Raw genomic sequence first — 24,075 nt, 5'->3', positions numbered from 1 at the left:
ACAAAGGTACAGAGACTCCGGTTGGTGAAAAAGGAGACATGCGGTGATCAGTGAAGATGAGCTCTGAGTTTTTTTGTTGGTTCACGCCAGCAAAACGGCATGCGCCCGTTACAGCGCCAAGTATCATAGTGTACTGTTGAGGTGTTATTTGTGAGAATAGCACGAATTAGGGTGGTAACGCGCATCAAGTCGTCCCTTTTATCCATAAGGATAAAAGGGCGGCTTTTTTTGTTTTTCACAGCCGAAACTGTTCGCTTTCTCTTCAACAAGAAATTTATCTGTAAGGGGTTGAAGCAATGCCAATCATTATTCCCAAAGAATTACCCGCTGCAGCGGTCCTGCAAAAAGAAAATGTCTTTGCCTTACTGCAGCATAAAGCGGCGAAGCAAGAGATCCGTCCCTTGAAAATCGCGATCGTCAATTTGATGCCGAAAAAGATCGCTACAGAAAATCAGTTGTTGCGTTTACTTTCCCAAAGTCCACTGCAAATTGAGGTGACTTTACTAAAAATGAAATACCACGAAAGCAAAAACACCTCTGTCGATCACATGGAAAAGTTTTATCAAGAATTTTCAGTGATCCAGCCGCAACGATTCGATGGCTTGATCATCACCGGAGCCCCAGTTGAAAAAATGGCATTCGAAGCCATTGACTATTGGCAAGAACTACAAGAAATCATGGATTGGAGTCAGACGAATTGCACTTCAGTCCTACATATTTGCTGGGGGGCACAAGCGGGGCTTTATTACCATTACGGTATCGACAAAGTATTGTACCAAAGCAAATTGTTCGGTGTCTTCGAACAAACAGTCACGCATTTTCATCCACTGGTTCGGGGCTTTGACGACGTCTTTTATACACCGCATTCACGCTATACCGGCATCGATGAAGTCCAGCTCGTCCAAGCACCTTTAGAAATATTGGCAGCAGGTGTTGAAACAGGGCCTTCCATCTTCGTATCAGAAGATCATAAAAATGTTTTCTTGCTAGGACATTTTGAATACCATTCAGCGACCTTGAATGAAGAGTACTTGCGAGACATGGAACGGGGCTTAGATACCGCGTTGCCCAAAAATTACTTTGCTTATGACCGCTTAGGGGGAAAAATCACCAACCGTTGGCGGGGACATGCCTCTTTGTTTTTCAGCAATTGGATAAATGAAACCTATTTGCGAACGCCGTATGACCTGTCCGTCATGCCGACGAAAGAAGGTTACCGAATTGGCAGTGAGCCAGAAGGTCGGGTGAGTATCAATGACGATTGAGCATTTTCTCTCCCACTATGCCAGGCAGCGAAAAGGCACCAATTCTTTAAAATGGGATCTTGTGGATCAACGGTTCCAAGGAGAAAAGCTTTTGCCTTTATGGGTAGCTGATATGGATTTTGCGGCGCCAAAGGCAGTGGAAGAAGCCTTGCAGCAACTGGTTGCTCAAGGAACCTTTGGCTATGCGATTCCCCCCTCAGGCTATTTTTTAGCCTATCAAGCTTGGCAAGATCGCCACTGGGGGACGAAATTCGAAGAAAAATGGCTCTCGTTTTCCACAGGGGTCGTCCAATCTTTGGTTGATTTGCTTCATTGTTTCACAGAACGAGACGATGGCATCTTGATCCAGCCGCCCGTCTATTATCCCTTTTTTGACAGCATCAAAGAGACGAAAAGGCGCTTGATAGAAGCACCCTTGCAAAAGGTGAAGAATTCCTATCAAATCGATTTTGCTGCTTTTGAAGGCAAAATCATTGAAGAAAAAGTGAAACTATTTATTCTTTGCTCCCCCCACAATCCAGTAGGGCGGGTCTGGCAAGAGAAAGAACTGCATCAGTTATTGGCCATTTGCCAAAAACATGAGGTTGTCGTGATCGCCGACGAGATCCATCGTGAACTGATACTCGGTGAGCAGCAATTTGTTTCAGCCGTGACAGTGGCACAGGGGTTCGGCTTTGAGAAGCTGATCGTTCTGGATTCGCCCTCAAAAACCTTCAACTTAGCAGGATTGTTACTCTCTCATGTTTGGATTCCTGATTTAGAGATGCGCAGAGCCTATCAGGCTTGGTGCCGACGATACAAGCAGATGGAAGTCAATCGTTTGGGATTGGTGGCTGCGAAAGCCGCGTATGAATCGGGGGATCAATGGCTAGATGACCTGCTTTTGGTGATTGCTGCCAATGAACAAATGGTCCGCCAGCAACTGCAAGAAGCATTTCCCAAAATTGAGCTCCTGCCATTAGAAGGAACCTATCTTCTCTGGGTCGATCTGCGGCAAGTCATCGCCAAAGAACGAACCAAGCACGTGATCCAAGATACTGCCGGTCTGGCAGTCGACTATGGGGAATGGTTTTCACAAGACGGTCAGGGCATGATTCGTCTGAATCTTGCGACAACACCAACGATCATTCAAAAAGCCCTTGATCGTTTGATTGAGGCAATCAAAAAGGAGGAACGACATGACCATTGATACAGCAACTTTTCTCGCCCAATTAGGCAATCATTCGGATCAGCAAACCGGGGCGATCAGCCCGCCAATTTATCTTTCCACGACCTTTGCACATCCTGAATTGGGGCAAAGTACCGGCTATGATTATACTAGGACCAAAAATCCGACCCGGGATATTTTAGAAGCTGGCCTTGCCGAATTAGAAAAAGGGGCTCGGGCAGTAGTGACCAGCTCTGGCATGAGTGCGATCGCTTTGATTTTTGATTTATTTGCCAGCGGCAGCCGCTTTTTGGTTTCTCGTGACTTGTACGGCGGTAGCTTTCGCTATTTTGCGGAACTGGAAAATAGCCAGCGGGCCTTTTTCGATACCTTCAGTACTTTAGCCGAATTAAGTGAAAAATTAACTGACGAGGTAACGGCTGTCTTCTTAGAGACCCCAACGAATCCTTTGATGACCGTGACGGATATTGCTGAAACCGCCAAGCTTGCTCACGATCATGGGGCACTATTGATCGTGGATAATACCTTTTTGACGCCGTTACGGCAGTTGCCATTAGAAGAAGGCGCGGATCTAGTGATCCATTCAGGCACCAAATTCTTATCTGGCCACAATGATATTTTGGCTGGTGTCGTGATCGCCAAAGATGCGCAAGTAGGGGAGCGTTTGAATTATTTAGCCAATACTTCAGGCCCGACTTTGAGCAGCTTTGATACGTGGTTATTTATCCGAAGTTTAAAGACGCTGCCGTTGCGCTTTGAACGACAGGAAGCCAACGCCAAGGAAGTCGGCCGTTTTTTACGAGCCCATCCGGCGATCAAAGAGGTGCTGTACCCGAATGCCGGCGCGATGATCAGTATTCGGGTGCTTGATGAAACCAAAATCAGCGGCTTCTTAGCGGCATTAAAGGTTTTTACCTTTGCAGAAAGCCTAGGTGGTGTGGAAAGTCTTATCACGTATCCAACGACACAGACTCACGCCGATATTCCTCAAGAGGTACGAGAATCTTATGGATTGACGCCGGATCTTTTACGGATCTCCATTGGGATCGAAAGTAGTAAAGATTTGATCGATGACTTAGAAAATGCACTGAAGATATTCAAATAACCCGACCACAGATCAGCTAGTTAAAAACTTACTTTTGTAGAGTAATTTTATTGACAGTTTTAGTTGTATAGGATAAAGTTACACTACATATGAATAGTGAGTCCGATGTTTTCGGTTGACGGCAACAGGCATTTGCCATTTCTCCTTTGAAAAAACAATTTGTTTTGAGAAACAGAGGTGAAATTGGTCTAGTTGAGCAATACGTCAAGAAAACGGGACGATTGATCTGAGGAGGGAACAAAAGGGGAAAAAGGGATGAAAAGAAACGTAGTAAATGGATTGGCAACAGGGGCTCTTGGATTGCTGGCATTGTTCAGCTTCGCCGCTTGCGGCAGCAGTCAAGCAGATGAGGAAGCCACCGTTGTCAAATTGGGTGTCGTGGGTGAGCAAAACGAAGCCTGGGAACATGTGCAGGAAGAATTGAAGGAAAACGAAAATATCGACTTGCAATTGGTGAAATTCACCGATTATCGTCAGCCAATCGTGGCGCTTGAGGATGGCTCAATTGACCTTCACGCAGCATTGACGGAGATTTTTATGGACAATGTCAACGAAGAAAGTGGTTATTCCAACACGACGATTGCCTATACGACATTAAACCCACTTGGTATTTATTCCGATAAAATCACCGATGTCAACGAATTGGCAGATGGTGCTACGGTGGCTTTACCCAATGATGTCTCAAATGAGAGCCGTGCACTATTACTCTTACAGACCGCCGGTTTGATTACTTTGGATGAATCAAAAGGTTTACTGCCAACAACCAGTGATGTCATTGACAATCCCGAAGCCCTGAAATTTGAGCTACTTGACTCCAATCAAACTGCTCGGGCAATGACCGATGTCGACATTTCTTTGATCAATAATGGCATGGCCGTCGATGCTGGTTTGGTTCCTACAGAAGATGCGATTTTCTTAGAACCTGTGGCTGATTCCTCCAAGCCTTATTATAATGTGATCGCTGCGCGAGCAGACGAAGCAGACAATGACGTTTACCAAACGGTCGTTCGATATTATCAGACCGATGAAGTAAAAGCAATCATCGAGGAAGTAACAAAGAAATCTAGTATACCTGTATGGGAATAAAAATCAAAAAACGACTATTAACTATATAGGAACAGGAAGTAGGATGGAAAAATGATAAATTGGAAAAAAGGTTTAGCAAGTGTTGCCGTCGTTGGACTAGGATTTGTTCTAGCAGCCTGCGGTGGATCAAATACAGAAGAAACGTCAACCAGTAGTGCAGCTGGAGCTGGGGATGATTCAACATTCACTTATGCGATCAGCGGGGACCCATCGTCCACTAACCCGATCAACACCAGTGATCGTTGGGGATTGACAGTGACAAACATGATCTATTCTCCACTAGTTACAGTGGAAGCAGACGGAACAACACAAAATGCGTTGGCAGAATCAGTGGAACCAGCTGAAGACGGCCTTTCATTGACAGTACATTTGAAACAAGATGTGAAATGGTCAGATGGCGAAGACTTTACCGCCGATGACGTTGTTTTCACATATGAACAAAAAGTCAAAAAAGAAAATGGCAATGCCGATTCCCTTTGGGTCGACGACCAACCAATCGCGATCGAAAAAGTGGATGAATACACCGTCAAATTCGTGTTGCCGACACCGAGTGCGGCAGCGATCAGCAATATTGCAACCGAAACATACATCATTCCCGAGCATATCTTTAAAGATGTTACCGACTTCTCTGTCAGTGAACTGCCTGAAAAACCAGTCGGCACTGGTCCGTATCAACTGAAAGAATACAAACGTGGTGAGTACTTTACTTTTGAAGCCAATGAAAACTATTATGGCGGCAAGCCTTCGATTCAAAATGTGACGTTGCGCATCATCGAAAGTACCGATACTGCGAAAGTCGCTTTGCAAAAAGGGGAAGTGGATGCAGCCGTTGTCTTGCCTTCAGATATTGAAGATTTAGATGATGAGCAGATCTCTGTTTATCCTTATACTGAAAACCGTGTCGGTTATCTAGGCTTGAACACTCACTCAGATGCTTTGCAAGATGTGAAAGTTCGACAAGCAGTTCTCTATGCGTTGAACAAAGATGAATTAAATCAAGCGGCGTATTTAGATGAAGAGTATTACGCAACACCATATTCATTCTTGCCACCAAACAATCCATACGTTACTGATGATGTTGAAAAATATGAGACGAATGCTGAAAAAGCAAAAGAACTTTTACAAGAAGCTGGGGTGACTGATTTGTCATTGAATTTGGCTTTCAACTCAACCGATCCAGCCCAAACGATCCAAGCTACGTTGATCCAACAACAATTGCAACAAGCAGGCATAACGGTTACACTTGAAGGTGGCGATGGTACAGCGATCTTTACCGAGTTGAAGAAACCTGATTCAACGAAGTACAACTTATTCCTTGGTGGGTATATCATGGGAAATGACCCTGACTTATACGGCAGTCTATTTGAAACTGGCGGTAGTGCCAACTACTTCCAAAGCAATAGCGAAACCATTGACAATTTGTTTGCCCAAGCAGCAGTTGAATTAGACACGGACAAACGTGAAGCATTGTATGATGATTTGCAAAAGGCCATTGCTGACGAAGCGATCATTTACCCAATCGTTGACAACAAGAAAATCCTAGCGGTCAATAACCGAATTGGTAATGTAGAAGATGCAGGTTTGATCCCAATCTATACATTCGAAGATATGTCTAAATTGACAATCAAGTAAATCCATTGGCTGTGATAAAGAGGAATCTTTTTTATCACAGCTTTTTTCTATGAAAAAGAAAGTAGGTCAGTTATGTTTCGATACATTGCAAAACGAGTATTGCAAGCAATCCCTTTGCTGTTTGTGATCTCTTTTATCGTTTTTTCACTTATACATATCGCACCGTATGATGTGATCGACTCCATCACGACACCCAATATGTCGCAAGAGCAAATCGATCTTTTGCGGCAGCGCTATGGCTTGGATCAACCCTTTCTGGTTCAATATTTTCTTTGGATCAGAAATATTCTTACCGGTAATCTTGGCTTTTCTTTGGTGTCTCAAAGTAGTATTTCGCAAGAACTTGCGACTCGGATTCCCAATACCATGCGCTTAGTCATCCCCGCTTATTTGACTGCCTTGTTGTTGGCCATCATTTTGGGCCTGTTGGCTGCTGCCAACAAAGGAAAAATTTGGGATCGAATCATTGACGCTGTGGCATCTCTAGGGATCGCTGTGCCGACCTTCTGGTTTGCGATGATCTTGATTTATGTATTTGGTTACTTATTAAATATGTTTCCAATCATTGGCATGTATACGGTCGGTAAAGAAGGGGATTTTGGCGATTTTCTGCAGCATTTTATTTTGCCTTATACCACATTGACAGTCGCCTTCTTTCCAGATTTGACGCGGTATATCCGCGCATCAGCGACACAACAAGTTTCAGAAGACTACGTGATGGTGCAACGGGCATTTCATGCCAGCAAATGGCAGATTTTCAGCCGTCATATTAGTCGAAATATTTTGATTCCTGTTGTCACCCAAATCGGCTTGGCGTTGCCGATGTTAGTTACCGGTGCGATCATTACAGAAACGATCTACGGCTGGCCGGGCGTCGGCCCTTACTTGATGAGTGCGACGAAAAGCCTCGATTATCCTGTGATCATGGCCATCATGCTGTTGTCAGCAACACTGGTCATCTTAGGGAATTTGTTAGCGGATGTATTATACTCCGTGGTTGATCCACGTATCCGTAAAGGAGGGAGTAAGTAATGAAACGTTTCAAAAAAATCAGTGAAGTCATGCTTGCTTCGCCCATCTATACCTTTTCTGTCGTTTTCCTGACGTTATTGATTATTTTGTCGCTTGTTGCACCTTTGATCCCCATCGATCCTAATACAACGGATGTCAGCAACATGTCACAGCCGCCGAGTTGGTCTCATTTATTTGGAACCGATGAAGTGGGGCGAGATTACTTTATTCGGGTCGTCTACGGCGGTCGGGTATCATTGTTTGTAGGTGTTTTGGCAATGATCACAGCGACGTTTATTGGGACTCTTGTCGGTCTTGTTTCTGGCTACTTTGGCGGTTGGATCGACAACCTGCTGATGCGGCTCGTCGATGTATTGTCATCGATTCCTTGGTTGGTGTTAGTGATCGTTTTGAGCGTCTTTTTACGTCCCGGACTAACCACGATTATTATTGTGATCGGCGGCTTCTCCTGGATGAACATCGCTCGTTTGATTCGTGGTGAAACGTTAGCGGCGAAAGAACGGGAATATGTCGCTTACGGGAAATTTATCGGACGTTCTTCATTTAGTATTATCGTGAAGCATGTTTTCCCAGCAGTGCTTCCTACCTTGATCGTTGCGGCATCTGCAAGTATTTCAGGAGCGATCATGACCGAATCGGCTTTGAGTTTTCTAGGCTTAGGAATACAGCAACCGATGGCTTCGTGGGGCAGTCTGTTGCAAAACGCGCAAAACAGCTTGCAGCGGGCACCATACATGGCGATTCTTCCAGGGCTCTTTGTTATTTTCACCATCTATTCCTTTAACAATATCGGCGACATGATCAAACATGTCTTGCAGAGAGAGGTGTGACCGATGAAGACAGAGTTATTAGCGATCGAAGCGTTGAATGTGACATTTCAAAGCAAAACCGGTCCGAAACCGTTAGTAAAAAATCTTGATCTGGTAATTCCTAAGGGCAAAGTCGTTGGGATCGTTGGCGAATCTGGCAGCGGCAAAAGTATGACCATGAAAAGCGTCATGGATCTTTTGCCTGATAAAGTGACCGATCACTATACCAGTTATACATTTGAAGGAGCAGCAGTGACCGATCGTCGAACATTACCGATCGCCATGATTTTTCAAGACCCGATGACTTCGTTAAATCCTTTGCGCACGATTGGCTATCATTTGATCGAAGTGATTCGCCGCTCACAAAAAGTATCGAAAAAAGCAGCACAAGAAATCGCCGTCAAAGAGTTAGAAAAAGTCGGCATACCTTTTCCAGTACAACGCATGAAACAATATCCTCATGAGCTATCTGGGGGGATGCGTCAGCGGGTGATGATTGCCATGGCTTTGTTGGCGCAACCGAAATTGCTGATCGCAGATGAACCGACAACGGCTTTAGATGTGACGATCCAAGCACAGATTTTGGCATTGATCAAAAACCTGCAAAGAGAGAACCAGCTTTCCGTCGTCCTTGTGACCCATGACTTTGGGGTCGTTGCAGGAATGTGCGACTTTATTAAAGTGATGTATCAAGGCCGAGTCGTGGAAGAAGGAACCACGGAAGAAATTTTTTATCAGCCGGAACATCCTTATACGAAACAATTATTGCAGGCGGCCCATTTAGGCGACAAGCATGCCGAATTAAAAGTCTTTGACTATCATGAGACATTGGCAGATGAACTGCAAGAAACGCAACTATCTAAGACACATCGCGTCTGGCGCAATCAGGAGGTGACAGAATAATGGAAGAACTGATTCGCGTAGAACATGCGACGAAAATCTTTCGCAGTAAAAACTGGCGCGGCACTGTCAGTGAAGTCCGAGCGGTCGAAGATGTCAGCCTAACGATCCATCGGGGCGAGACATTGGGGCTAGTGGGGGAATCTGGGAGTGGGAAAACCACTTTAGGACGCAGTATTTTAAATTTAGAGACCTTAACAAGCGGGGAGATTTTCTTTGAAGGCAAAGAGATAACAGCATTGACGGCAGAAGATCGCAAAGCAGCGTATCAGCAAATGCAGATCATTTTCCAAGATCCGTATTCATCATTGAATCCCCGTATGACAGCACTTGAACTGGTGATGGAGCCGTTGTATCATGAAACGAAAGATGCTGCTCGAGCGAAAGCCAAAGAAATCTTAGCGATCGTCGGGATCATCGGTGATGACGTCCATAAACTGCCTCGCAGTTTCAGCGGCGGACAACGGCAACGGATCGGTATCGCTCGTGCGGTGGTCAATCGCCCGGCGTTCGTCTTGTGTGACGAACCGACTTCGGCATTAGATGTCTCCATTCAGGCTCAGATTATCCAATTGCTACTGCGTCTACAAAAAGAGTTTTCATTGTCTTATTTATTCATTTCCCATGACTTGTCCGTGATTCGTCATATCAGTGATCGAACAGCCGTCATGTATCAAGGGAAATTAGTTGAATTGGCACCTACCGACCGTTTGTTTGAAAATCCGCTGCATCCTTACACGAAGAAATTATTAGCAGCAGCGCCGATCGCTGATCCTGTGTTAGCAAGAGGTGCGATGGAACAAACGGAAATTCAAAGCACGATTACTTTGACACCATTGTATGAATGGGTCGAAGTTGAACCAGATCATTTTGTGAGGAGAGAAAAACGATGACAGTAGAAACATTGACGATCCATCAAGGAAGCGACAAATTTGAAATGACGACCCCAACTGGCAATTGGGTGTTAGCACGGGAAAAAGGCTATTCGCCAGTCCAAATGCTTGTGAGTGCGGTAGCTGCTTGCGGCGGCTATGTATACGCATCTGTCTTAGAGAATTCAAAGGTTGAAGCAGAAATCGAAAAGATCGAAGTCAGCTATGACCGGGACGACAACAAAAAAGCCCAACCAGTCAGTGCTATCCACATTCAGTTTTATGCGAAAATCGCTGAAGCCGACCATGACAAAGCGACGCGTTGCCTAAAACTCGTTTCACCAAATTGCCCCGTGATCCAATCATTAGATCCAGCGATCGAAGTGACGGAAACAGTGACGTTTATTTAATCGAAAAAAGACTTTGTGTGCCTGAAACCAAAAGGCGTACAAAGTCTTTTTTGATCAATAAATAATATTCTCCCGAATAAAATCGATATCTGTCACTAATAGTTTGCGATCGACACTCTTTAGGGCGCCAGATTCTCGTAATTTTTGCATCATTCGATTGACACTGCTGGCAGAGGTAATGCCGCAAAAGCGAGCGATCTCTTCATTGGTGACTTCAAAGTCGATCAAGACGCCCTCTGTTGTTTGAACCCCAAAAGTTTCATAGAGCTCATTGATTTGGGTACAGACAGCACCGAATTTGCCGTTCATCAGCATTTGCTGCATCTTTTTCATCGTATCCATCAAGTTTCTCCGATAATACTCTTTGACATAATCCTGTAGCAGACGGTCACGATTGACATCAGCCCAAAATTGATCCCGCACGATTTTGTATAATTCGGCTTCTTCTGATTCAACCCGCACATTAAAAGGGGCTTCGACTTCTTGAGAGGATTCGTCTTTAAACAAAGAGACGATCTCGAAATCCGTCAAATAGCGCAAGTTGAATTCGCGCCCTTCATGGGTCACTACGCTAGTTTTGATGATGCCTTTTTTTAAAATATAGACGTACCGATCCGGGATCCCCTCATACGTCAAGTAACTCTTTTTCTTACGGATAACGATCGGTATTGCTTGTTTTTCTAAATAATCACGTAATATCTGTTTTTCCACCCGCGTTACTCCTTCACTTGATGCCAACCCAACATTTTCTGAAAAAAAGATGAAATATCCTCTATTCAAGCTTCATTAAAAGACATTTCTAGTGAAAAAGCAATAACAAATGTTAATGTTTCTTGTTAATGCTCTTTTTTAACAGCAAAAGCGCATTTCGAGTAGAGGAAGTTTCGGTATAGTAAAACGCATCACAGCACAAACAGGAGGAATGGAAGAAACATGTCAGACAGGGAAACCAATCAAGAAGGAATCGTCAGCTCGACGCCGTCAACCAAAAATGAAAAACTATGGAACAAAGGGTTTATCACGATTACCTTGATCAATTTTATCGTCTTTCTCGTGTATTATTGTTTTGTCGTCATCACTGCGAAATTTGCCACTCAGGAGTTAGGGGCATCCACCGCACAAGCTGGCTTGGCAGCGGGGATCTACATCATCGGGACCTTGATCGCTCGCTTGTATGTCGGAAAAATTTTAGAATTAGTCGGTCGCAAAGCCGTTTTGCGCTGGGGGATTTTGTTTTATGTTATTACCACCGCTGCCTATTTAATCTCGGTCAACATCTACATTTTAGATACCGTGCGCTTTTTCAATGGCTTTGCTTATGGTGCTGTCTCAACTGCGGCTAATGCGATCGTCACAGCATATATCCCAGCTTCCAAACATGGCGAAGGGATCAATTACTATGGATTAAGTACCAGTTTAGCAGCGGCAGTCGGGCCTTTTATTGGCATGCTATTATTACCGACCGTCGGCTTTGATTTCATTATTTGGTTAGCAACCATCTTATCAATCGCAACAGCCATCGCGTGTTTCTGGTTCCCAGTCAAAAACATCCCATTAACAGAAGAACACAGAGCACAACTAAAAAAATGGTCCATCAAAAGTTTTGTCGAACCAAAAGTCTTTTTCATTTCCGGGATTGCCTTTTTGATCGGGTTGGCTTATTCCAGTGTTCTCGGCTTCTTGTCAATCTACGCCAGTGACCTTGGGTTAGAAACGGCCGGTGCTTTTTTCTTCATCGTCTATGCACTTTCCGTGACCTTCACACGACCAATGACTGGCAAACTATTTGACCGCCATGGCGCAGATGCGGTCATGTATCCTAGCTTTCTTTTCTTGACCCTTGGTCTTTTCCTATTGAGTATTACCGGCAACAGCTGGATGTTGTTGCTTGCGGGTTGCTTTGTCGGCTTGGGCTATGGCACCTTCATGTCGAATGGCCAAGCCGTTTGTCTAAAAGAGGTCGATCCTCACCGTGTCGGCGTAGCGCTCTCCACCTATTTCATCGGGCTGGACCTCGGCTTAGGCGTAGGTCCCTATGCATTAGGAAGCTTGCACGGTCTGTTTGATTACTCGCAGATCTACATCTTATGCGGACTGATCCCAGTCGTCGTTCTTGTTTTATACAAATTGTTTTATAAAACGAAACGCGCAGTTGCCGCCGTTGGTACTTTGAAGCAGCCAATCAACGAAGAAGAATGACCTCAACCATTACAAAAAGGAGTGTTTCACCATGGATAACAATCAATTGATTATTGAAGCATTGAACAAATTAGTGACGAACATCAACGAATTAAATGAAGAAATGCACGCTATGAAAGAGGTCACCGCAACGATGACCCATGAACAACTTGCTATCGATCATCAATTACGCGACATCAAATCGGTATTGATCAATGACAATTTAATTGGATAAATTGTCATAAGGCATAAAATGAAACAAGAAACAGGAATGAACGCTTTTTTTGAGAATGTTTGTTGCTCACTTACTAGTGGCAGAAAAATTCACATAAGAAAAGCGTTTTTTTGATGCGCAAAAAAGAAAAGCGAACATTGGCAGAGTTTGTACAAGAAAATAAGCAAGAAAAATTGTGGCAGTCCGCGCTTGTATGCTATAGTGTGTCTGGGTAGTAATACCTAATAAAAATCAGAGTAGGAAATAAAGCGTTAAGTGCTGAAAGGATGGGATGTTGCCTTTCGGACGAAGAACGGTCATTCGTTCGCGGTTTTATTTTCGCATTCGCTGCATGAATTTGTAGCAACTCTAAAAGGAGATGCTCGCTATGAAAAGAAAAGTCGATGCACACATGATTGCGGTCATGGGACTTTTGATTGCCTTAATGGTGGTCTTGTCGCAAATCTTGGGGTTTGAAACCTCCTATATCAAAATCACATTTTCCTTTGTACCACAGCTGATCATGGGTATGCTGTTTGGTCCGTTTTGGACCGCAGTTGGATCGTCATTAGCCGATATCGCAGGAATGGTGATTTTTCCAAAATCAGCCTACTTTTTCGGATTTACCATCAATGCCTTTGTTGGTGGACTGATTTATGGCTACTTCTTCTATCGGAAAGAAGTCACATTAAAACGAGCGGCAACGGTCGTCTTGTTAAATACTATTTTGATAACCTTGATCTTAACTCCGATCTGGTTAGCTATGATGCTGAATATTCCTTTGACAAGCTGGGCCATCTGGTCGGTCCGCTTGCTAAAAGCAGTCATCATGTTCCCGATACAAACTGCGTTGATTTACATCGTAGGGCGTGCGGTACCATACAAACGGCTGATCCGACGGTTCGTTTAACGAGTAAAAAAGAACGATAACATCCATTGAAGTGAATCATCTGCGAATATTTCGTCAGTGGTTCACTTTTTTCTTTCTAAGGATGGGCTTAGTCATTCTCAATAACTTGTTTAGAGGGGAAGGTGAACCTATGAATAAAAAAGGACTCGCTATGGGACTGTTTCTTTTCTTGGTCTTAGCAGCAATGGGAGGGATGAAGTGGGTGATAGAACAGCAAAAACAGCAAACGGAGGAGTCATCCGTGATCCAGCAAAGCAGCTCGAGAGACGAAACAAAGGAAGAAAGCAGTGCAAGCCAAGAAACCACCTCAATTTCCACGTCACCTTCTGTTTCAACTTCCACGCAAGAACAGTCAGAAGAGGCAATAGAAGAAAAAATCGCCACGATGAGTTTGGAGGAGAAGGTCGGGCAATTGTTTTTTGTCCGTGTACCTGAAAGCAATCAAATCGAAGAACTTCAAAACTATCACTTTGGCGGCTATCTGTTATTCGGCCGTGATACCGAAAATGAGACGGCGGAGAGCTTGAAACAGAAAATTTCAGATTACCAAGCAGCCAGCGCCATTCCGCTGTTGATCGGTATGGATGAAGAAGGGGGCACGGTGACTCGCATCAGCCGCAATCCGAACCTTACGGATCAGCGTTTTCTCTCACCACAACAGCTATATGCCCAAGGTGGATGGTCGGCGATCGAAGAAGATACAGCAAAGAAAGCGGAAATTTTAAAAGCGTATGGCATCAATGCCGGGCTGTTTCCCGTTACCGATGTTTCCACTGATCCGCAGTCCTTTATCTACGACCGAACCATTGGCATGGATGCGCAGGGCACGAGTGCGTTTGTAGAACGTGTGGTTCATGTTTTGCAGAAACACCAAGTGGGGTCAACCTTGAAGCATTTTCCCGGCTATGGCAACAATCGTGACTCGCATGTCGCCATCGTCACCGATGACCGCCCGCTATCTGCACTGCGGGAAACGGATTTTCTGCCTTTTGCCGCAGGGATCAAGGCTGGTGCCGATAGTATTTTGGTGGCCCATACGATTGTCAATAGTATCGATAACACTGTACCCGCCTCTATTTCAAAACCCGTGCATGAGTTGCTCCGAAATGAATTGCATTTTGAAGGGGTCATCATGACGGATGACTTGGATATGGCAGGACTTTCTGAGTTCATTCCGCAAAATGAAGCCGCATTACAGGCGTTGCAGGCGGGAAATGATCTAGTGATCTCATCTACCTACCAAGAACAGATCCCCTTTGTCGTACAAGCGGTTGAAGATGGCCGCTATTTGGAAGCTGATTTGAATGCTTCCGTCAAACGAGTTTTGCTCTGGAAAGAAGCATTGCATTTACTTTAAGAAAAAATAAACCTGCTGTTTCCTCCGTGTAAGAGAGTCGTTCTCTTACTGAGAGGAAGCAGCAGGTTTTTTTTAGATACTATGAGCCAGTACCTCTAATTCTTTGGCAAAGGCTTCTTGTCCAATAAATCGCAGATAGTCCAAGGCTTTTTCAATCGTGGCCATTCCCAGCGTACGATCTCCTTGGAACAAGGCGTAAATGCCTTCGAAATAACGAATCATCAGGCGGATACGATCATTGTCCGGCGGCAGGTGATCGGCTAGATACGTCAGCACATGCGCCAACTCGGCAGGTTTTTTGCGATCGATAAACAAGAAAGCCGCATTCGTCAGCAATTTTGTGTAGATTTGATAATTGATACTTAGCGTATTGCTGTAAAAAATTTTTTTATTCAGGTGTTTCATTTGATACAAGATGTACTCGTCAGAAAAAAGGAAAAGCAGATTGGTAAATAAGGAGATTTCAAACTTTCCCCACGTGTCGATTCGTTCCAAGTATTTCTTGATGGTCGCTTCGATGATGCAACGTTCTTCCTCGTCGGTAACTACGCCTTTTTTCTCTAAAATCAAAAAGAATTGACTATACAATACATAATAGAAAAAATCCTTCGTGGTTTTATACAGTGCTTGGGCTTTGTTGATCAAAGAGAGTACTTCAGAATAATTGCTTTCATAGTAAGCGGTGGTCAACTGTTTGGATAGCTGTTTTTTCTCGCTGACTTGATTGTCATCCAAGCGATACTCAAATTCCTCTAAGGTGACATTTAAGCGGTCCAAATATTGGTGCAAAATATCAAAGGCGATGCGATGCCCTTTTTGTTCAAAGGTTGCCAGTGTACTGCGTTCTGAAATGTTCTCAACCAATTTTCGCTGTGAGATATTTCGTTCCGTTCGTAACTCTTTTAACAAGTCATTGGCCTTCAAAAAATCCCTCCTAAAAAAAGTGGACGGAAAAATAGTCCAAATATGTTACAGCTTTATTTTGCGGGTAAACTTGAAGAAAGTCAATTAAAGGAGGAGAAATGGATGTTTGATTTTTTTAGTTTTCCCTGGGAAGTTGTAGAACTAATGGCTAACGTTTTTTCTTTCTTCAAATAATCGATCCTTTGTGATTGGTTAGCAATTGATTTTTTAACAGGAAAAAAGTATAAGTGGTTTCACGTAATAAGTTACTGTTCATTCGCGCATTCAAACGCCCTCTCCCCAAACAGCTTACCCTGTCAAGGTGCGTAGGTTTGCCGAATCCCTTTTAAAAAAGGAGCAAACACAACAGCGAGTGATTGCTCTTTTTTTGTTGGTCAAAAAACCTGCATACGGCATCGCAACAGTCAGTTTTGCTTTTTCTTAAACATTGGTTCATTCGGATCAGAATAGTAATCAGGATTGAATTCATCATCGATCGATACCCCGAAAAGAGAAACGAGACTGGGAAGAAACCCAATCACGCCGAGGACGACGGCAACTGGAAGGTAGAATTTTTTACGCTTGTACCACGGAAGCTGCGATTTCTTTTCCATAGGAAATCCCCCTTTTCGCTTAGTGTAACATGTTCTGAGTTGGGTGTGTTAATAATTACCTTCAATACTTAAAAATATACTAAAGCGGTGTATTGGTACATCTGATGGGGCAAAAAGTTTCGCTAGGTAAATCTAGGAAAGGGTCGTTTTTTTTGTCATTGCTGCCAGAATCAAGTTTTAAATAAAAAAGGAACCGAGTAAGAAAGCAATTCTTCTTACTCGGTTCCTTTTATTGAAAATAATCCTTGGCTTGGTCCATCAAGGTTTGAAAGTCTGATTCGTTTTTTCTTATTGCCTCTGTTAGGGTAAACAAATAACCGTTGGGGTCTTTGATGGTCATTTCAAGGGCATTCCAAGGCTTTTCCATCAAAGGTTCCACGATCCACTTTGCGGGAATTTTCTGAGCGATATTCTGAAGATCATTCATCGCTACATTCAAAATTGCCCCATCGCCAACAGTGAACGCTTCTGCTGCAATCAGCATCAAATCTTGGTAGTCAGCAAGACGCAGGTGGTCCATCATCACTTGATTTTCTTGATTGCGAAACTGATACAATGACTGGAAACCCAAGATTTCTGTGAACCATTTCGATGATTGCACAATATCTTTTGTCTTCATTTGGTAAAACATTGTCATAACATAAACTTTCATTTTGACACCTCCTCTTGATTAGAGGATACCGCTTGACGCAGCGTCAAAGTCAATAGACATTTTCGTATTGAAGCAAAGCTTGATAATGGCGTTTCTTTGGCACTTAAGTCAAGGAAAAATGGGCAATAATTTTTTGACTCACTTCATTAGGTGACAAGTGGGTATTGTTGATTTTCAGCGAAGGAATCGTTGGGAAAAGGGTAGTTAATTCCTGTGGCAGGCTTTCTAAGCGATAGTTTTCAAACGAAGACAAAAGCTCATTTCTAGAAAAAGCCAGCGCTCTTTTTGACGGCTTTGCGGCTAAACGGTCCTCATGGCAATTGCGCTTTAAACGTTCCTCAATATCAGCCACTAATTCGATAAAATAGACCTCTTGTCGGGCATCGGTAAATAGCTGGGCGATCTCTTGTAAAAAAGCTAAATCTCCCGCTTGATCGAAATCAATCAAGACCGTAAAGATGATTGATTTTGTCGTATTATTGGCTTCATTATGAACAAAGGCTTTGAAGAGTTCGATCCGCGTTTGATTAGACAAAGCAAATGCTGCTGGGCTATAGCCAAGAAAATTCGCAAAAAGATCAATGGTCTGGTGATTGAATAATAGTTTTGCATCCAATCGTTTTTCCAGTTCTTTCCCCACAGTCATTTTTCCTACCGCTTGCGCGCCAATCAAGACGATCAATGACATCACAACACATCCTTTTTATCAATCGTAACAAAGGTGGGCTATCGTGTAAATCCGTTCTTAGAAAGAAACGATTGAGAAGCTGGATTTTTTTATGTGGAAACCAAGGATGCTCTTTTTTAGGTAAAAAGGAATGAGCGAAATTTCTCTGAGACAGGAAAAAAGATCATACAGCATAGTAGCACGGTTTGGAACAACAAAATGACTAGTAGATTGATCGTTTCAAATCGTGAATAAAGATAGAAGTGGATCAGCCATTCGAAGACATTGACAAAAACTAAATAAAGGTAGTGCGCTTTTTTGACCTTGCAGTTTTTCAACCAATAATAGCTTAAGTAATAATCCAGCAAGATCATCAATAATAGAAAAAGTTTGCTAAAAGCCGTCAGATTGTCATGCTGCGAGGCAAGTTTTTGAAAAAATAGCAAAAGTGTGGGTGTCGGAATATAAATAATCAATAAGGATAGAAAAAAATAGACAATAAAGGGCATAGTCATTCCTCCAAAATATTGATAAAAAAAGCATAGATAAATTAGCAAATTTGACAGTACTCGTCAATTGGTTTTGTTATCGAAATTTTCGATAATGGATGTTTGGTATTGATTGAAGGAAAAAGGACCATAGGAAAGTCGATGGCTATTGATTCAGCAAAGCGCTGATAGCGAAGGAGTAATTAAGGGACAGGAAAAAAGAAATACTCCCTTTCTTTAATCGAGAAGGGAGTGCTTGATTGATCCGACGGAAACATCTAACCCCATGTCTCATTGAGTTTATCCGCATAAAACAAAAGTGCCTGTCGGTAAGACTGGATGTCTGGATCGCTAGAGGTTTCGGCAAGCAGGGTCAATAATCGTTCAGCGGCTTGCTCATACTCGGCTAGATTAAACAGTGTCATGGCATAGAAGGTTTGCAAAGCATGATTTTTTGGAAACAGCTGTATCGCGTGTAAAAACACTTCTTCGGCTTTTTGATACTTGCCGAGGGCACGATAGGTGCTGCCTAGACCTAGGTAGGCATCTGGCAAGTCGTTTTCTGATAAACCTAACGCGATTGCTTGTTCATAATAAGGAATTGCCTGTTGTTCTTCCCCTAAAAGATCATAACTCCAAGCCGTTTGGTAGTGGACAAAGGCATCTTGGGGATTTTCGGCAGCTAATTGAATCAATTGTTCATTTGATTGTTGCAGCTTTTTTTCAGCCCGCAGTTGGATCGCAGCAGCTAGTCGTTCATTCATTGGTTCGAAGCTCCTTTTCAAATAGTAGAAAATGACACGGATAACTTGCGAGCCTAGCTAAGGGGAAAGATCAGCCCAGCTTTCACCTGCAAAGGAAAAACCGCATGCTTCATACAGCTTGTAGGCTGGCTGATTTTCAACCGTCACTACCAGATAAAGGTGAGTGAGTCCCATGGCTTTTGCTCGTTGGATCACTTCATTCATCATTAGCTTGGATAAGCCTTTGCCTTTAAAGGCTGCGCTCATAACAACAAATAATAGCAGGGGAAGCTCTTGAAACGTGCTGGTTACTACGGCACCGATAGGATAATTATCCATTTGCAACCGAAAAGAAAGCTCTGGACTCAAGGGACCGTATTTTCCGTCAGCAGTCTCTCTCAGCTCTCTTTGCCAGTCAGCAATCGATTCCCCTTCGTCATCCGTCGTTTCATGATAGGCCGAATAAAAAAGTTCTGCGACACTTCGAGAATCCGGGATAAAGGGGTCAAAAGAAAGGGCGGATTCTTGTAAAGCTTTGGGGGTATGTTGTAAGTCACAAGCCATAATGATTCGTTTCATAGAAGCACTCCTCTCTGCTCGTTTCATTTATTATAGCAGAGCAAAGCTTTCTCAAGATCGTTTTTTTCTAATGAAAGCCCAGATACAACGAATTCCTTCGTAGATTGCAGTAAAGACAGCAACCAGAAACAAAAACGACATGTAATGGATCAAAAAAGCCAGTTGAAACCACAAGCCATAGACCATCGGCAGGACGACGAGCAAACAAATTCCTAATTCGATGTTTCGCTTTCTTCTTATTTGAAACCAACGTTCATCTGACATCCTTTTTTCCTCCTGTTCATTCTTTACACACGCTCTCGGATAAATATCCATCTTTTTATAAAATATTCAATATAGTTGCGATATTTTGATTAAAAACTAGAAAATTAGTTTATTTTTTGGTAATCTTGAAGATAAGATTAGAAATAGCTGTTGTTTTTTATTTTGACTTATTATCCCACGAAAGACAAGGTGAGCTCAATGGAAAGAAAACCGATGTATTTAAAAAATGGGCTTCCCCTAACAATGGAGCCCGGTAAGATTTATACATGCCTTTACCGAGGCGGTTATTTCATTTGTGAAGAAAAGGGCCAACCGCTGCCATCGATAAAAAGAGAAGCGAAATAAGCGAACTTCTCACTTAAGATTTGTCAGGGATCGAACGGGTTGTTGGAATTGTTATCTCCTTTTTGGTACCAATCAAATGATGTCTAGCATTTTCAAAAAATCTCAACGTTCTTCATTCAGACCATTCTAAGGCTTAAATTGATTTTGACCGATTTCAATTTAGTAAGAACAATCCGATCACTGACAAATGTTAGGTGAAAAGTCCCCAAGAGACTGAACGAATAGTAATGGTTATTCGGACAGCCAAGAGCAGTGGAATTACGAGCGAACATACAATAGTAGAAATCGTCTTTTTCTCATAAAAAACGATTCTACTTGAAGGAAACATTTTTTTTTGCTATAATAGTTCAGGAATTGAAAAATAAAATAGACAAAGGTTGAGCATTTTTTATGCTTCAAGGATCAGGTTTGCCAAGGGGTGAGGCAAACATTCTTGGAGGAATGCTGGCCTTTTTTTTTGTTATCAGCATACTTCTTCGTGAGGTATGCTTTTTTTGTTTATTTTTCAGTTGAGAATATAAATCACTATGGGAGGGAAATCGATGAGAGAAGCTTTGACTCGTTTACGAGAAGCAGAAGAAGCCAATGAACAGCAATTGCTCGCTTTGAAAAAAGAACTGCAGTCGGAAGAAGCGCAGCAGCAACAAGCATTGCAAGAGCGGGCTTCCGCTTTGGAAGAAGCCCTTGCTCAGGAACAAGCAACAGTCGAAGACCAGTTGCAACAGTCACTAGAAGCACAAAAGCAGCAGCTGGCAAAAGAGACCCAGCAAGTGTTAGATCGTTACCAAAAAAATATGCAAAGCTTCCAAGAGCAAGCGGTTCAACAGATCGTTGAAGGAGTGATCGGAACTTATGGCAGTAACCAAACTAAATAAACTAACGTTGATCACCCCGAAGCACTACCAAGAAAGGGTATTGACGAAGCTGCAAACGATGCAGTTTGTTGAAATCGAGAACGTATTTGAGCAGGAAGCGAACGAAACTTGGCTACGGGAATTTTTTGCAGGAGCCACCCCAGAAGGTGCTTCTCACCAACCAATGATTCGTCGACTGCAAGAAGCAATCCGCTTTATTCGCCAAAATGGTGATGCGAAAAAAGGCATAGAATGGCAACGAGATGCCTTGCGGCTGTCGGACTTTGAAACAAGCTTCGATGAAGCAGCAGCATTGACGGAGCTGGTTGAAGTCGAGAATTTGCAAGAGCGCTGGGTAGAGACGATCGAAGCGATCGAAGCAGCGACGCAGACGGAAGAATGGGCGACACAGTGGCAAAATCTTGACGTGCCGTTGGAGATCGAAGCACCTGCTCATACAAGTTTTTTTGCTGGGCGTGTCGAAGGCCCACGCTGGGAAGATCTAGCTGAAGCCTTGCGACAATTGGAAGAGGTTCATATCGAAGTGATCTATTCTGAGCCAAAAAAAGTCAATTTCAGCTGCCTATTTTTAGCAGCGATCGAAGAGCAAGTGTTCCAATTGTTTCACCGATATGGGGTGAAGAAAGAAACCGGTCTAACATCCGAATCACCAAAAGTGGTTTTGCAAAACGCGAAACAAGCGTTGACTTCCTTGACCCAGCAGCGCAAAGAACTGATTACAGAAATCAGTCAGCACAAACAACGGCTGATCCTGTTACAGCAAGCGGAAGAACTGTTTTTGACTCGTGAGAATCGGGCAATGATGCAACAGCGCTTAGCAGCTGGTCAGACCTTTGCCCTCTTGCGCGGCTGGATCGCAGAAAAGGATCAACCGTTAGTGGCGGAAATGGTCCAAGAATCCTTTGCCAACGAGATTTACTATTCGTTTGAAGAACCCACTGCAGAGGAGATTGCTGCCAATCAAGTGCCAACGAAGCTAAAAAACGCCTCGTTTATTCAACCCTTTGAAATGTTGACGGAGATGTATAGCCTGCCAAAATACGATGAGATCGATCCAACCCCATGGATGACGCCCTTTTACTATGTTTTCTTTGGTATGATGGTGGCTGACTTAGGTTATGGTGCATTAATGGCTGTAGCGACCACGATCGGGCTGCACGCCATGCGTTTGCCCAAAGGGACCAAACGGTTTCTGAAATTGTTCCAGATTTTGTCCGTGCCAACTATGATTTGGGGCGCAGTCTACGGCTCTTTCTTTGGCGCTACATTGCCCTTCCAACTTTTATCACCTTCCGAAGATTTTATGGCGATCTTTGGTCTATCCATGATTTTTGGTGGGATCCAACTGTTTACAGGCCTTTATTTAGCAGCCAAAGAACATATCCGCAAAAAGGATCTTTTAGGTGCAGTCAACGATGGCTTTGCGTGGCTAGGACTTTTGAGTGGTCTTTTAGTGGCAGCCGCAGGCAATCTTTTGATCGATGTCCCAGCACTAACAACCGTCGGCTTGATTTTAGCAGGCTTTAGTGCCTTATTGATCATCGTGGTACCGATTCTGAAAGGGAAAACCAAAGTGGGCGGCTTCTTTTTTGGGTTGTATGACTTGTACGGTGTGACCAGTTACATCGGCGACTTTGTCAGCTACAGCCGCTTGATGGCATTAGGGATCTCCGGTGGGAGTATCGCAGCAGCTTTCAACTTATTGGTGGGCTACTTGACGCCAGCCGCTCGTTTTTCTGTAGGCATTCTCTTATTGGTTGTTCTACAAGCTTTAAACATCTTTTTATCGTTACTGAGTGCATATGTGCATGCCGCACGTTTACAATATGTAGAGTTTTTCGGAAAATTTTTCACTGGTGGGGGGCGCCAATTTGAAACCTTCAAGCCAAGTGAGAAATACGTTGATTTTGATAAAGAAAATGGAGGAGACAATAAATGATTGATTACTTAATTAATAATAATGGTGGTATGGTGTTTGCAATTATCGGAATGGGGATCGCTACGATCTTTTCTGGGATCGGTTCAGCCAAAGGGGTGGGCCAAACTGGTGAAGCAGCGGCAGCCTTAACGACGAATCAGCCGGAGAAGTTTGGACAAGCCTTGATTTTACAATTACTTCCCGGAACGCAAGGGCTATACGGATTCGTTATTGCGTTTATGATCTATGGTAGCTTAAGTGGTGAAATGTCGACAGTGACTGGTATGGCGTATTTGATGGCCTCGCTGCCAGTTGCCTTTACTGGCTTATTCTCAGGAATGGCCCAAGGGAAGGTCGCTGCAGCTGGGATTCAAATTTTAGCGAAGAAACCAGAGCATTTCTTTAAAGGGGTCATGTTCTCAGTAATGGTTGAGATGTATGCCATCTTAGGCTTTGTTATTTCTTTCTTACTTTTAGGAACGATTTAAAGGGGGCGAAGGTATGGACGCAATCGACAAAATGATTGCTGAACTAGACCAAGAAGCGCAGACAAAACGGGAACGTTTGGCTGCCGCTGAACGTGCTAGGATCAGTGAAACGATGGCACGTCACTGGGCGAAAAAAGAGTCGGACTTGCAGCTTCGTGCCCAGCAAGCAAAAAAGCAAGCCGAAAAACATTATCAGCAAGCCCTGAATCGCCAAGCAAGTGCCGCTAAGCAGCAGCAAATGGTGAAACAAAACGAATACCTGACACAACTTTTTGAGCAAGCGTATCAAAAAATGGTTGCCTGGACGCCAGAAGAGCTGCAGTCATTTGCTGAAAATGTGCTGCAGCAGTTGCCGATCAGTGGGACGGTGACCTTCCACGCTGGTCCTGAGCAAGCAGCCCATCTAGATGCCGCTTGGCTTACGTCTTGTCAATCAAAACTACCGTATCAAATCAAAGCAGGCGCACCATTGACAGAAGCGGGCTTTTTGGTAGATGACAACGGCATTCAATACAATTTTACCTATCAGGTACTGCTTGATGAATACAAGAAAGAAACCCGAGAACGGTGGTTGCAGATCATACAACAAGGAGGTTGATCC

Annotated in this window: 27 protein-coding genes, 1 riboswitch and 1 other annotated feature; of the genes, 18 read left to right on the top strand and 9 right to left on the bottom strand. The window is 43.5% G+C overall.

What is annotated here, in order from left to right:
* The first annotated feature begins 296 nt into the window (after positions 1–296).
* From IGI86_RS11140 to IGI86_RS11095, 10 genes are all read left to right on the top strand, one after another.
* The gene (locus IGI86_RS11140) at positions 297–1,265 is read left to right on the top strand and encodes a homoserine O-succinyltransferase (protein ID WP_016613560.1); all 969 of its coding nucleotides are present in this window, start codon (positions 297–299) and stop codon (positions 1,263–1,265) included.
* A complete protein-coding gene (locus IGI86_RS11135; RefSeq protein WP_430617286.1) occupies positions 1,255–2,454 on the top strand; it encodes a MalY/PatB family protein in 1,200 nt (399 codons plus the stop codon). Before IGI86_RS11140 ends, IGI86_RS11135 begins: the two co-directional genes overlap by 11 nt.
* Positions 2,444–3,538 carry an aminotransferase class I/II-fold pyridoxal phosphate-dependent enzyme gene (locus tag IGI86_RS11130; RefSeq protein WP_016613558.1) on the top strand — a complete coding sequence of 365 codons (1,095 nt, stop codon included), beginning with the start codon at positions 2,444–2,446 and terminating at the stop codon, positions 3,536–3,538. The genes IGI86_RS11135 and IGI86_RS11130 overlap by 11 nt, the downstream gene beginning before the upstream one ends.
* Before the next feature lie 255 nt (positions 3,539–3,793).
* Positions 3,794–4,624 carry a MetQ/NlpA family ABC transporter substrate-binding protein gene (locus IGI86_RS11125; protein WP_430617285.1) on the top strand — a complete coding sequence of 277 codons (831 nt, stop codon included), beginning with the start codon at positions 3,794–3,796 and terminating at the stop codon, positions 4,622–4,624.
* Positions 4,625–4,675: 51 nt separating this feature from the next.
* Entirely contained in the window at positions 4,676–6,256 is a 1,581-nt protein-coding gene (locus tag IGI86_RS11120) for an ABC transporter substrate-binding protein (protein ID WP_016613557.1), read from the top strand.
* Positions 6,257–6,328: 72 nt separating this feature from the next.
* Positions 6,329–7,288 carry an ABC transporter permease gene (locus IGI86_RS11115; RefSeq protein WP_005234830.1) on the top strand — a complete coding sequence of 320 codons (960 nt, stop codon included), beginning with the start codon at positions 6,329–6,331 and terminating at the stop codon, positions 7,286–7,288.
* Positions 7,288–8,118 carry an ABC transporter permease gene (locus IGI86_RS11110; RefSeq protein ID WP_016613556.1) on the top strand — a complete coding sequence of 277 codons (831 nt, stop codon included), beginning with the start codon at positions 7,288–7,290 and terminating at the stop codon, positions 8,116–8,118. Before IGI86_RS11115 ends, IGI86_RS11110 begins: the two co-directional genes overlap by 1 nt.
* 3 nt (positions 8,119–8,121) lie before the next feature.
* A complete protein-coding gene (locus IGI86_RS11105) occupies positions 8,122–9,000 on the top strand; it encodes an ABC transporter ATP-binding protein (protein ID WP_016613554.1) in 879 nt (292 codons plus the stop codon).
* Positions 9,000–9,890, top strand: coding sequence for an ATP-binding cassette domain-containing protein (locus tag IGI86_RS11100; RefSeq protein WP_016613553.1), 891 nt, complete (start codon positions 9,000–9,002; stop codon positions 9,888–9,890). The genes IGI86_RS11105 and IGI86_RS11100 overlap by 1 nt, the downstream gene beginning before the upstream one ends.
* On the top strand, positions 9,887–10,279 hold the full coding sequence (locus tag IGI86_RS11095) for an OsmC family protein (protein WP_016613552.1): 393 nt from the start codon (positions 9,887–9,889) through the stop codon (positions 10,277–10,279). The genes IGI86_RS11100 and IGI86_RS11095 overlap by 4 nt, the downstream gene beginning before the upstream one ends.
* Positions 10,280–10,333: 54 nt before the next feature.
* Here the strand turns inward: IGI86_RS11095 and IGI86_RS11090 are convergent, their stop codons facing one another.
* Complete coding sequence (locus IGI86_RS11090) at positions 10,334–10,990, bottom strand: Crp/Fnr family transcriptional regulator (RefSeq protein ID WP_034872302.1); 657 nt, start codon at positions 10,988–10,990, stop codon at positions 10,334–10,336.
* Positions 10,991–11,212: 222 nt separating this feature from the next.
* On the opposite strand from IGI86_RS11090, the gene IGI86_RS11085 reads away from it, so the two are divergent.
* From IGI86_RS11085 to IGI86_RS11070, 4 genes are all read left to right on the top strand, one after another.
* Positions 11,213–12,478 (top strand): MFS transporter, encoded by a 1,266-nt coding sequence (locus tag IGI86_RS11085; RefSeq protein ID WP_016613551.1) that lies wholly within the window; start codon positions 11,213–11,215, stop codon positions 12,476–12,478.
* A 31-nt stretch (positions 12,479–12,509) separates the two neighbouring features.
* A complete protein-coding gene (locus IGI86_RS11080) occupies positions 12,510–12,692 on the top strand; it encodes a hypothetical protein (RefSeq protein WP_005225550.1) in 183 nt (60 codons plus the stop codon).
* 230 nt (positions 12,693–12,922) lie between these two features.
* A riboswitch (THF riboswitch) is annotated at positions 12,923–13,024 on the top strand.
* A 26-nt stretch (positions 13,025–13,050) separates the two neighbouring features.
* Positions 13,051–13,581, top strand: coding sequence for a folate family ECF transporter S component (locus tag IGI86_RS11075; protein WP_005234846.1), 531 nt, complete (start codon positions 13,051–13,053; stop codon positions 13,579–13,581).
* 130 nt (positions 13,582–13,711) lie between these two features.
* Positions 13,712–14,938: a glycoside hydrolase family 3 protein gene (locus IGI86_RS11070; RefSeq protein ID WP_430617284.1), complete on the top strand. Its 1,227-nt coding sequence runs from the start codon at positions 13,712–13,714 to the stop codon at positions 14,936–14,938.
* A gap of 72 nt (positions 14,939–15,010) precedes the next feature.
* On the opposite strand, the gene IGI86_RS11065 is transcribed toward IGI86_RS11070, so the two are convergent.
* The 8 genes from IGI86_RS11065 to IGI86_RS11030 form a co-directional block, all read right to left on the bottom strand.
* Complete coding sequence (locus IGI86_RS11065) at positions 15,011–15,862, bottom strand: Rgg/GadR/MutR family transcriptional regulator (protein ID WP_008378897.1); 852 nt, start codon at positions 15,860–15,862, stop codon at positions 15,011–15,013.
* Positions 15,863–16,266: 404 nt separating this feature from the next.
* Complete coding sequence (locus IGI86_RS11060; protein ID WP_005234854.1) at positions 16,267–16,455, bottom strand: hypothetical protein; 189 nt, start codon at positions 16,453–16,455, stop codon at positions 16,267–16,269.
* A gap of 229 nt (positions 16,456–16,684) precedes the next feature.
* On the bottom strand, positions 16,685–17,107 hold the full coding sequence (locus IGI86_RS11055) for a VOC family protein (protein WP_016613548.1): 423 nt from the start codon (positions 17,105–17,107) through the stop codon (positions 16,685–16,687).
* A gap of 103 nt (positions 17,108–17,210) precedes the next feature.
* Positions 17,211–17,795 (bottom strand): AAA family ATPase, encoded by a 585-nt coding sequence (locus tag IGI86_RS11050; RefSeq protein WP_016613547.1) that lies wholly within the window; start codon positions 17,793–17,795, stop codon positions 17,211–17,213.
* Positions 17,796–17,911: 116 nt separating this feature from the next.
* Entirely contained in the window at positions 17,912–18,283 is a 372-nt protein-coding gene (locus tag IGI86_RS11045; protein ID WP_008378891.1) for a hypothetical protein, read from the bottom strand.
* A gap of 257 nt (positions 18,284–18,540) precedes the next feature.
* A complete protein-coding gene (locus tag IGI86_RS11040) occupies positions 18,541–19,026 on the bottom strand; it encodes a tetratricopeptide repeat protein (protein WP_008378889.1) in 486 nt (161 codons plus the stop codon).
* A gap of 57 nt (positions 19,027–19,083) precedes the next feature.
* Positions 19,084–19,611 carry a GNAT family N-acetyltransferase gene (locus tag IGI86_RS11035; RefSeq protein ID WP_016613544.1) on the bottom strand — a complete coding sequence of 176 codons (528 nt, stop codon included), beginning with the start codon at positions 19,609–19,611 and terminating at the stop codon, positions 19,084–19,086.
* 24 nt (positions 19,612–19,635) lie between these two features.
* Complete coding sequence (locus IGI86_RS11030; protein ID WP_008378885.1) at positions 19,636–19,848, bottom strand: hypothetical protein; 213 nt, start codon at positions 19,846–19,848, stop codon at positions 19,636–19,638.
* Between the two features lie 720 nt (positions 19,849–20,568).
* Positions 20,569–20,622 (top strand) — a sequence feature (sodium ion sensor (DUF1646 type); this cis-regulatory element may regulate processes involved in with the transportation of sodium ions).
* A gap of 113 nt (positions 20,623–20,735) precedes the next feature.
* Between IGI86_RS11030 and IGI86_RS11025 the strand changes: the two genes are divergently transcribed.
* From IGI86_RS11025 to IGI86_RS11010, 4 genes are read left to right on the top strand one after another with little or no spacing between them, the layout of a single operon-like run.
* Positions 20,736–21,068, top strand: coding sequence for a hypothetical protein (locus IGI86_RS11025; RefSeq protein WP_008378883.1), 333 nt, complete (start codon positions 20,736–20,738; stop codon positions 21,066–21,068).
* Positions 21,046–23,007, top strand: coding sequence for a V-type ATP synthase subunit I (locus IGI86_RS11020; RefSeq protein WP_008378881.1), 1,962 nt, complete (start codon positions 21,046–21,048; stop codon positions 23,005–23,007). The genes IGI86_RS11025 and IGI86_RS11020 overlap by 23 nt, the downstream gene beginning before the upstream one ends.
* Positions 23,004–23,474, top strand: a complete 471-nt coding sequence (locus IGI86_RS11015; RefSeq protein ID WP_005225567.1) for a V-type ATP synthase subunit K — start codon at positions 23,004–23,006, stop codon at positions 23,472–23,474. Before IGI86_RS11020 ends, IGI86_RS11015 begins: the two co-directional genes overlap by 4 nt.
* A gap of 13 nt (positions 23,475–23,487) precedes the next feature.
* Entirely contained in the window at positions 23,488–24,072 is a 585-nt protein-coding gene (locus IGI86_RS11010) for a hypothetical protein (protein WP_430617283.1), read from the top strand.
* Positions 24,073–24,075 lie beyond the last annotated feature (3 nt).

Origin of the sequence: Enterococcus sp. AZ188 (assembly GCF_050544075.1) — a bacterium.
Classification (GTDB): domain Bacteria; phylum Bacillota; class Bacilli; order Lactobacillales; family Enterococcaceae; genus Enterococcus_D; species Enterococcus_D entomosocium.
This window is presented reverse-complemented; position numbering and strand designations above follow the sequence as displayed.